At 67.0% G+C, this 10,086-nt stretch carries 7 protein-coding genes; 5 read left to right on the top strand and 2 right to left on the bottom strand.

Annotated elements, in window-relative coordinates; translation table 11 throughout:
- A partial coding sequence (locus VHL31_RS08635) for a kinase/pyrophosphorylase (RefSeq protein WP_329660804.1) occupies positions 1–339 on the bottom strand: 339 nt, incomplete at its 3' end.
- A 430-nt stretch (positions 340–769) separates the two neighbouring features.
- Between VHL31_RS08635 and hemE the strand changes: the two genes are divergently transcribed.
- The 5 genes from hemE to VHL31_RS08610 all read left to right on the top strand — a co-directional run bounded on the left by hemE (position 770) and on the right by VHL31_RS08610 (position 8,883).
- On the top strand, positions 770–1,816 hold the full coding sequence (gene hemE, locus VHL31_RS08630) for a uroporphyrinogen decarboxylase (RefSeq protein ID WP_329660803.1): 1,047 nt from the start codon (positions 770–772) through the stop codon (positions 1,814–1,816).
- A 138-nt stretch (positions 1,817–1,954) separates the two neighbouring features.
- On the top strand, positions 1,955–2,386 hold the full coding sequence (hemJ, locus tag VHL31_RS08625) for a protoporphyrinogen oxidase HemJ (RefSeq protein WP_329660802.1): 432 nt from the start codon (positions 1,955–1,957) through the stop codon (positions 2,384–2,386).
- Positions 2,387–3,266: 880 nt separating this feature from the next.
- Positions 3,267–4,514, top strand: a complete 1,248-nt coding sequence (gene rho / locus VHL31_RS08620) for a transcription termination factor Rho (RefSeq protein WP_329660807.1) — start codon at positions 3,267–3,269, stop codon at positions 4,512–4,514.
- A 101-nt stretch (positions 4,515–4,615) separates the two neighbouring features.
- Entirely contained in the window at positions 4,616–5,785 is a 1,170-nt protein-coding gene (locus VHL31_RS08615; protein WP_329660801.1) for an efflux RND transporter periplasmic adaptor subunit, read from the top strand.
- An 11-nt stretch (positions 5,786–5,796) separates the two neighbouring features.
- Complete coding sequence (locus VHL31_RS08610) at positions 5,797–8,883, top strand: efflux RND transporter permease subunit (protein ID WP_329660800.1); 3,087 nt, start codon at positions 5,797–5,799, stop codon at positions 8,881–8,883.
- 3 nt (positions 8,884–8,886) lie between these two features.
- Here VHL31_RS08610 and VHL31_RS08605 read toward each other — a convergent pair whose 3' ends face one another.
- A complete protein-coding gene (locus VHL31_RS08605) occupies positions 8,887–10,053 on the bottom strand; it encodes an FAD-dependent monooxygenase (RefSeq protein WP_329660799.1) in 1,167 nt (388 codons plus the stop codon).
- Between the last annotated feature and the right edge of the window lie 33 nt (positions 10,054–10,086).

The raw sequence follows: 10,086 nt of genomic DNA, 5'->3' as shown, positions 1-10,086 counted from the left end.
CATCTGATGCTGCTTGCCGATCTTCGGCATGCCCGACGAGCCGACCATCTGGGTCAGCGAGTCCATGACCGCGTCGAGGACGGGCACGCAGGGTACGTTCAGCTGCTCGCAGCGCTCCTGCAGGATCTGGCGCAGGTCCGGCGAGATCAGGGTGAAGATCACCATGCCCGGCAGCATGCCGATGATGGAGAGCACCTTCTCCAGCTGGGCCCGGGTCCGCACGAAGAACCAGACATGCTCGACCGGGACGACGTCCTCGAACTGGGACACGGCCGCGCGCGCGACGGTGGTGACCGTCTCGCCGGTGCTGTCCGAGATCAGATGCAGGTGCAGACGCACGATGCCCTCCCAGCCTTCGAGCTTGTGGAGAAGCGGTGGACGGTTTTCTTGGCGGGACGAGCGCCGCTGCCTTCGCCCACCATCAAGCCGTCCATCCACCGTACCCAAGAGATTCGACACCCATGGGGAAGGCTTCGCGGCCCTTCCCTGGCACAACCACGATAGCGCCGATCCATCCCCACCATCCACATCTTAGCTGCAGCGTCGGAAGCCATTGGAATGCTGAAGCTTTTCATGACGCTCCACGCAAGGATGCCCAGACTCTCGACATGCCGGCCAACCAGCGTACAGCCGGTGGGCGGTGCCGGGACAGTCTCGCTCTCCCGGTCCAGGGGGCCCCTACAACCACCACAGCCACCTTTCTTTTTGGGAATCCATCTGAAAGAGATAGGAAGACTCCTGATAGAAAGAGCTGTGGAGAACTTCGAGCTTGCAGGTTCCACCGGGACAGAAACGGCTGATCAGGACGCTGAATGGCCAAGAGGTCGATCGGCCGCCGTTCTGGCTGATGCGGCAGGCAGGCCGTTACCTGCCGGAATATCGCGCGATACGTAAAGAAGTTCCGGACTTTCTCACCTTATGCTATAGTCCCGACCTCGCCGTCGAGGTCACGCTGCAGCCGATCCGCCGTTACGGCATGGATGCGGCCATCCTGTTCTCGGACATCCTGGTCGTTCCGGATGCACTGGGCGTGAAGGTCGCCTTCCAGCAGGGAGAGGGTCCTGTCCTGGAGCCGATCAGGACGGTGGAGGCGCTGGATCGATTGAGCCTGAGCGGCTTTCACGATCACCTGACACCGGTTTATCGGACGCTGAGCCGGCTGAGGCAGGATCTTCCGCAGGAGACCGCGCTGATCGGCTTTGCAGGCGCACCCTGGACGCTGGCCGCCTATGTCGTGGAGGGCAGCGGGTCGAAGGATTTCGCCGTGGCCCGGACGCTGGCGCGGACCGACGAGCCGTTGTTCCAGCGGCTGATCGATCTGCTGACCGATGCGATCATCACGTTCCTGGACCGGCAGGTGCAGGCGGGGGCGGAGGTGCTGCAGCTGTTCGACAGCTGGGCGGGCGTTTTGCCCGAGGACCAGCTGGAGCGCTGGTGCATCCGCCCGGTGGTGCGGATCATCACGGAGCTGAGGCAGCGTCATCCAGACGTGCCGGTGATCCACTTCCCCAGAGGCGCCGGGCTCTCGCTGCCGAAGGTGGCCGCGGCCGTGAACGCCCAGGCGATCGGCCTGGACACGAGCATACCGATCGCCGAGGCCGTCCGCATCCTGCCCAAGGACCTCTGCCTGCAGGGCAATCTCGACCCGGTGTCGCTGGTTGCGGGAGGACCGGCGATGCTGGCGCAGCTGGCCCAGCTGCGGGAGGTGACGCGGGGCCGTCCATGGGTCTTCAACCTGGGCCATGGCGTGCTGCAGCAGACCGATCCGGGCGAGGTGCAGAGACTGGCCGACGAGCTCAGGACCGGTTCCCCTTGAAATCCGTTTCCCGATGGGCCAATGATGAGGGGCGGCACTATATCCGTCCCCTGACAACTTCCCGCTAGCATCCGAGGTCGACAGTCTCCGCCGTGGAGACTGCAGGACTATCCGATCGGCAGCGTACGCGAGGTCCGGTTGAGCGACTGGTCGCTCTGGCTGAAATCCCTACACATCATGGCATTCGCGGCTTGGATGGCTGCGATGTGGTATTTGCCACGCCTGATGGTCTACCATTCCGACAAGGTCGTCGGCAGCGACTCGTCGGAGACGTTCAAGATCATGGAACGGCGGCTCCTCAAGGGGATCGCAACGCCGGCCATGATCGTGACGATCGTGCTGGGCGTGTGGCTCGGGGTCATCCAGAACCAATTCTCCGACGGCTGGCTGCACGCCAAGCTGCTGCTGGTTCTGGGCATGGCCGCCTGCCACGGGTTGCTTGCCGCGCACGTCAAGAAGTTCGGGCGTGACGAGCGGCCCAAGCCCGCTCGTTTCTACCGCATGATCAACGAGGTCCCCACGGTGCTGTTCGTCGGCATCGTCCTGCTCGTGATCCTCAAGCCCTTCTGAAGCCTCGATAGCCTTTCCCGCGAGAGCCAGCTTGTCTGACGATACGATCGATCCCATTACGCCCTCGCCCGATACCACCGAAGGTCCGGCCAAGCCGACCGGCGCCAGACGGCGACGCACACGCACGCGCAGCGAGCGGGCCAAGGACGCCGAAGCGGCGGAACTGCCGCTCGGCCGTGACGACGTGGACGAGGTAGCCGATACGACCGGCCTGCAGCGTGCCCTTGGCCTGGAGCCGGTGCGGGACGAGGCGCCGCCGGTCGCCCGGCCGGCGCGCGGACGCCGGGCGGCGCCGCGGGCAGAGGTGCCAGTCGACCGCAATGGCGATGACGCCCCTGCACCGATGGCCGCGAACGGACGTGCGGCCCCGGAGATGGGCGAGGACCAGCGCCAGGCCGATCCGGCTTCGGCACCCCAGCCGGTGATCGAGATTCCGCCCATGCCCGGCGAGGAGCCGGCTGGCGACGTGCCGGCGGCGGCACCGGCGGTGCGGGCGGAGCGGCCCGAGCGCGACGAGCGCCCGGACCGGCGGCCCGAGCGCAACCAGGACCGGCAGCAGGATCGCTTCGCCGACCGCCATGACCGCGGCCCTCGGCCGGACCGGCAGCGTCCCGAGGGGCGAGGCGACTTCCGTGAGCCGCGCGAACCTCGCGAACAGCGCGAGCCCCGTGAGTTCCGCGACCGGCAGGATGGGCGCGACCAGCGGCCACGCTTCGAGCAGCCGCGCAACGAGTTCCGGCGCGATCGCGACGACAGCCGGCAGCGGCATTTCGAACAGCGCCGCGGTGGCGGTGGCGGCCGCCATGACGGTCTGCCGAGGGTGCGCGAGGAGGAAGAACTCGCCGCCGCCGAGATCGCGGCCGATGTCAACCGGCCCACGATCAACCTCACCGAGCTCAAGCGCCGCTCGCCGGCGGAGCTGCTGACCTATGCCGAGGAGCTCGGCATCGAGCAGCCGAGTGCGCTGAAGAAGGGCGACCTGATCTTCGCCGTCCTCAAGCGGCTGGCCGAGACCGACATCGCCATCACCGGCGAGGGCGTCATCGAGATCCTGCAGGACGGCTTCGGCTTCCTGCGCTCGCCGGACGTGAATTACGTGGCAGGCCCTGACGACGTGTACGTGTCGCCGTCGCAGATCCGCCGGTTCGGGCTGCGCACAGGCGACGTGGTGCACGGCCTGGTTCGCGCTCCCAAGGAAGGCGAGCGCTACTTCGCGCTGCTGCGCGCCAACACGATCAATTTCGAGGAGCCGGAAAGGGCACGCCACCGCGTGCATTTCGAGAACCTCACGCCCTACTACCCGACCGAGAAGCTCAAGCTCGAGATCACGGGCCAGAAGGACATGAGCACCCGGATCATCGACATGACCACGCCGCTCGGCAAAGGGCAGCGTGGCCTGATCGTAGCACCGCCGCGCGTCGGCAAGACCGTGCTGATGCAGAACATCGCGCACGCGATCATGGCGAATCACCCCGAGGTGTTCCTGATCGTGCTGCTCATCGACGAGCGGCCCGAGGAAGTCACCGACATGCAGCGCACCGTGCGCGGCGAGGTGGTGTCTTCGACCTTCGACGAGCCGGCGACGCGGCACGTCCAGGTCGCCGAAATGGTGATCGAGAAGGCCAAGCGGCTGGTCGAGATGGGCAAGGACGTGGTGATCCTGCTGGATTCGATCACCCGCCTGGCGCGCGCCTACAACACGGTGGTCCCCTCGTCGGGCAAGGTCCTGACGGGCGGTGTCGACGCGAACGCCCTGCAGCGCCCCAAGCGCTTCTTCGGTGCTGCCCGCAACATCGAGGCCGGTGGCTCGCTCACGATCATCGCCACCGCGCTGATCGACACGGGCTCGCGCATGGACGAGGTCATCTTCGAGGAGTTCAAGGGCACCGGCAATTCCGAGATCGTCCTGGACCGCCGGATCGCCGACAAGCGGGTGTTCCCGACCATGGACGTCCAGAAGTCCGGCACCCGGAAGGAGGAGCTCCTGGTCGACCGTGCGACGCTGCAGCGCATGTGGGTCCTGCGCCGCATCCTCAGCCCGATGGGCACCGTCGATGCGATCGAGTTCTTGCTCGACAAGATGAAACACGCGAAAACGAACGACGATTTCTGGAACACCATGAACTGATCACGGGAGAGCAGCGGGTTCTTCCCCTGAGGCAAGGTGTTCCCGGAGGTCTGCCCGGCAGAAGGCAGACCTCCCGGCTCACGCCACAGGGATGATCGATCGTGTTGCGCAATCTCGTGGCCATCGTGGTCGTCCTCCTAGTCGCTGCGGGCGCTGGAGGAGCCTACTGGTGGTTCGTCATGCGGCCGCAGTTGACGGCCGCGCAGGGAGGCGGCGGGCCGCCCCCTGGTTTCGCCATGCCGGTCGAAGCGGCCGAGGTGACGATCGACGTCGCCGCCACCACGACCGATGCGGTCGGCTCCTTGCGTTCGACCGAATCGCTGCACCTGAGGCCCGAGGTCGCGGGCCGGATCGTCAGCATCAATTTCAATGAAGGCCAGGATGTGAAGGCCGGCGATGTGCTGGTCGAGTTCGACCGCAGCATCGAAGAGGCCGAACTGGCGCAAGCCCAGGCGCAACTGGCTCTCGCCGAATCGGAGTACCGGCGGCAGCAGACGCTGCGCTCGCGCAACGCCGTGTCGCAGGCGGCGCTCGACCAGGCCAAGGCAGCCTTGGATACCGGAACGGCGGCCATCGCGTTGGCCGAGGCCAGGCTGTCCAAGCGCTCGCTGCTGGCCCCCTTCGACGCGCGCACCGGCCTTCGCCGGGTAAGCCCCGGCGAGTTCGTCGACGCCGGTACCGCGCTGGTGAACCTTGAGGACATCGACCCGCTCAAGCTGGACTTCCGGGTGCCCGAGCGGTTCCTGCCGGTCGTGCAACTGGGCCAGAAGATCGGCGTTGCCGTCGATGCCTTCCCGGACCGGCAGTTCGAGGGCGAAGTGGCGGCGATCGATCCGCAGATCGACGAGGCCGGCCGATCCCTTGTCATCCGCGCGGTGGTCAAGAACGACGACCTGACTCTCCGGCCCGGCCTGTTCGCCCGTGTGACCCTCACGCTCGAGACCCGCGAGGATGCCATCTGGATCCCGGAAGCGGCGATCGTGCCGATGGGCGACCAGATCACCGTCTTCAAGGTCGTCGAAGGAGCGGACGGCAAGACATCGGCCAAGACCCAGCCGGTGAAGCTCGGCATGCGCCAGCCCGGGCAGGTCGAGGTCGTCGAGGGGCTGGCCAAGGGCGACAAGGTGGTCACGGCCGGCGTGCTGAAGATCGGCGACGGCTCGCCGATCCAGGTGATCCCGGCAGCCGGTGCGGAACCAGGCGGTGAGGCAGCACCGGTTCAGGGTGGCAGCGCCAAAGGCGAGGCGCAGCCGGCCGCGGCCGCAGGCTGAGGAGCAGGGCCATGTCACTCTCCGAGATCTCCATCCGCCGGCCGGTCTTCGCAACGGTCATGAGCCTCGCGATCCTGCTGGTGGGCCTGATGGCTTATTCGCGCCTGTCGGTGCGCGAGTACCCGAAGATCGACGAGCCTGTCGTCTCGGTCACGACGACCTACAAGGGTGCCTCCGCGGAGATCGTCGAGAGCCAGGTGACCCGCACGCTCGAGGAAAGTCTGGCCGGTATCGAGGGTATCGACGTGATGACGTCGATCAGCCGGCCCGAGGAATCACAGGTCAACGTGCGCTTCCGGGTCGACCGCGACCCTGATTCCGCCGCGGCCGATGTGCGCGACCGGGTCGGGCGGGCCCGGGATGCGTTGCCGGACGAGATCGACGAGCCGGTCATCGCCAAGGTCGAGGCGGACAGCCAGCCGGTCATGTATCTGGCCTTTGCTTCCACGCGCCACAACGCGATGGAGGTGACCGACTTCGCCGACCGCGTCGTGAAGGACCGGCTCCAGAACCTGCCGGGCGTCGCCGAGATCGAGATCTATGGCGAGCGCGAGCAGGCGATGCGGATCTGGCTGGACCGGCTGCGGCTGGCGGCCTTCAATCTGACGCCGCAGGACGTGGAAGCCGCCCTGCGCCGGCAGAACGTGGAGGTGCCGGCCGGGCGGATCGAGGGTGCCGACCGTGAGTTCACGGTGCTCTCCGAGACCGACCTGCGCACGCCCGAGCAGTTCAACAACCTGATCATCCGCGATAGCGACGGTTATCTCGTCCGGTTGAAGGACGTGGGCCGGGCGGAGGTGGGTGCCCTCGACGAGCGGATCATAGCCCGGTTCAACGGTAATCCCGCCGTCGCCATCGGCGTGGTCAAGCAGTCCACCGCCAACCCGCTCGACGTCAGCCGGGAGGTCGCCAAGGCCTTGCCGCAGATCGAGGCGGCCCTGCCGCTCGGCATGAAGGTGGATGTCGCCTACGACAGCTCGGTCTTCATCGCGACCTCGATCGACAACGTGTTCAACGCGATCGGCGAGGCGATCATCCTCGTGGTGATCGTGATCTTCATCTTCCTGCGCTCGTTCCGCGCGACCCTGATCCCGATCGTGACGATCCCGGTGTCGCTGGTCGGCGCCTTCATCTTCATGTGGGCGCTGGACTTCTCCATCAACACGCTGACCCTGCTGGCCCTCGTGCTGGCGGTGGGTCTCGTGGTCGACGATGCGATCGTCATGCTGGAGAACATCAGCCGTCACGTCGAGCAAGGCATGAAGCCGTTCCAGGCCGCCATCGTCGGCGCGAAGGAGATCCAGTTCGCGATCATCGCGATGACGATCACGCTGGTGGCGGTCTATGCCCCGATCGCATTCCAGACGGGCCGCACCGGCCGGCTGTTCATCGAGTTCGCGCTCAGCCTCGCCTGCGCCGTGCTCGTGTCCGGCTTCATGGCGCTGACCCTGTCGCCGATGATGTGCTCGCTGATCCTCAAGCACCAGGAGCGGCACAACTTCCTCTACCGCTTCATCGAAGGCGGCCTGAACGGGCTGACCAACGGCTACCGGCGCACGCTCCAGTTCATCCTGACGGTGCGCGTGGCGGTCGTGCTGGCCGGCCTGCTGGTGGCGGGCTGCGCCTGGTTCCTGCTCAAGGCCCTGCCGTCGGAGCTCTCGCCCGTGGAGGACCGCGGCACGATCATCTCCATCGGCATCGCGCCGGAAGGCAGCACGGTCGACTTCACCGACCGCTACGTGCGCGAGATGGAGAAGATCTTCGCCGGCACCGACTACATGGACCGCTTCTTCACCGTGGTGGGCTTCCCCGCGGTGACGCAGGGACTGGGCTTCGTGGGTCTGGTCGATTGGGACAAGCGGCCGGTCCGGCAGCAGGATATCGCGGCGCAGATGACGCCGAAGCTGTTCGGGATCCCGGCGCTGCTCGCCTTCGCGGTGAACCCGCCTTCGCTGGGCCAGAGCCCGATCGACAAGCCCATCGAGTTCGTCCTGCAGACCTCCAGTCCGTATTCCGAGTTGCAGGCCGCGGCCGACACCATGATCGCCGCGGTGGCGGCCGAGCCGCGGCTGGTCAATCTCGACACCGACCTCAAGCTGAACAAGCCGCAGATCAAGTTCGAGATCGACCGCGAGAAGGCGGCGCTCATGGGCATCGACATCGAGACGATCGGCCGGACGGTCGAGACGATGCTCGGTGGGCGCGAGGTCACCCGCTTCAAGCGCGAGGGCAAGCAGTACGAGGTCGTGGTCCAGGTCGAGGACGACGAGCGCACTTCGCGCTCCGACCTGGAGCAGATCTACGTGCGCAACGGTGCAGGGCAGATGATCCCGCTCGCCACGCTGGTGGTCAGCCAGGAAACGGTGGCGCCCAAGGAGCTGAACCACTTCAACAAGCTGCGCTCGGCCTCGATCACGGCGACGCTCGCACCCGGCTTCACGACCGGCCAGGCCCTGGAGTTCCTCGAATCGACCTTCCAGCGCCTGCAGGACGAGGGGAAGATCCCGCCCACCATCATCTACGACCTCAACGGCGAGAGCCGCGAGTTCAAGGTGGCGAGCGGCGGCCTCTACGTCACCTTCGTGCTGGCGCTGGCCTTCATCTACCTAGTGCTGGCCGCGCAGTTCGAAAGCTGGATCGATCCGTTCATCATCATGCTGACCGTGCCACTCTCGATCACAGGCGCCTTATTGGCACTCAAGCTCGCTGGAGGCTCGATCAACGTCTACAGCCAGATTGGCCTCGTAACGCTGGTCGGGCTGATCACCAAGCACGGCATCCTGATCGTGGAGTTCACCAACCAGCTCCGCGAGCAGGGCAGGGACATGAAGTCCGCGGTGATCGAGGCATCCGTCCTGCGGCTGCGGCCGATCCTGATGACCACGGGCGCCATGGTCCTGGGCTCGCTGCCACTGGCACTGGCCACTGGTGCGGGCGCCGAGAGCCGCCATGCGATCGGCTGGGTGATCGTGGGCGGGCTCACGCTCGGCACGTTCTTCACCCTGTTCGTGGTGCCCACGGCCTACACGCTGCTGGCACGCCGGCATCGGCCGCACCACGACGAGCCGGTGACGGCCACGCCCGTACCGGCGGAGTAAGGCTCAGGTCCGCATGCCGCGCTGGATGGCCAGGCGCCTGAGTGGCGTGATCCGATCGAGGATCGTCAGCGCAGCGCCCCGGGCGCGGGCCAGCGGCACCAGGTCGTTGGTGAACAGCCTGGCCAGGCCGTCGGTCAGCCAGATGACGCGCGTATTCGGCCCGCGCCGCATCCGCTCGTAGGCCTTGAGGACGTCCGGGGATCCGGGATCGCTCAGGTTGCGACGGATCAGCCCGACCAGCGCCGCCACGTCGGCCACGCCCATGTTGAAGCCCTGGGCGTGGATCGGGTGGACGCCATGCGCGGCATCGCCCACCAGCGCCAGGCGAGGGGCCACGTAGCGCTCGGCGTGCTGGCCCGAGAGCGGCCACATGCCGACCGGCCCATCCAGCTGCATCTCGCCGAGCACGCCGTCCAGCGCGTCCGACAGCTCGCCCAGCAGGACAGATGGCGGACCGTTGGCGAGGACCTGGGCGCGCTCGGTCGTCTCGACCCAGGTGATGCCGGTACGGTCGGCGCGCAGCGGCAGGGTCGCCAGCGGGCCGCCTGGCCGCATCCGCTCGAGCACGGCACCGCCATTATCGGTGCTGTGCCGGACGATCAGCCCGAGGGCAGCATGGCCGTAGCTCCAGCGCTGCAGGCCGATGCGGGCAAGGGTGCGCAGCTTGGAGCCGCGTCCATCCGCGCCGATCACCAGCTTGGCAGGAAGATCCCTGCCCTGCTCCGTGCGCACGACGATCTTGGCCGCCTGCCGCTCGATGCCGGTGATCCGGTCCTCCAGCAGGACCGATCTGCCCGTCCGCGCCAACAGGAGATCGAGCAGGGCCCGGCGCAGGACCCGGTTCTCGAACCCCTGCCCGAACGGCGTGGTCCGCGGCGCGTCGTTCTCCCGGTACGCGACCTTGGACGAGCTGCCGACGTCCAGGACCTCGACCCGCCGGATCGGCGCGCCGAATGGTGCCAGGTCATCCCAGAGGCCCAGCGCTGTCAGGTGGTCGATGCTGCCGGCGAGCAGGGCCAGGGCGCGGCCATCGGGTGGCGCCTCGCGGATGGCATTCTCGGGCATCGGCTCGACCACCCGCACGCTCAGCCCCAGGTCAGAAAGCGCGATCGCCGTCAGCAGCCCGGCATGGCCCCCGCCCACGACCACGACATCGCTGGCGTCCGTCATGACTGTATCCTTCGTGCAGTGGCCGGTACCGCC

The organism is Geminicoccus sp. (genome assembly GCF_036263595.1).
Lineage (GTDB): Bacteria > Pseudomonadota > Alphaproteobacteria > Geminicoccales > Geminicoccaceae > Geminicoccus.
This window is presented reverse-complemented; position numbering and strand designations above follow the sequence as displayed.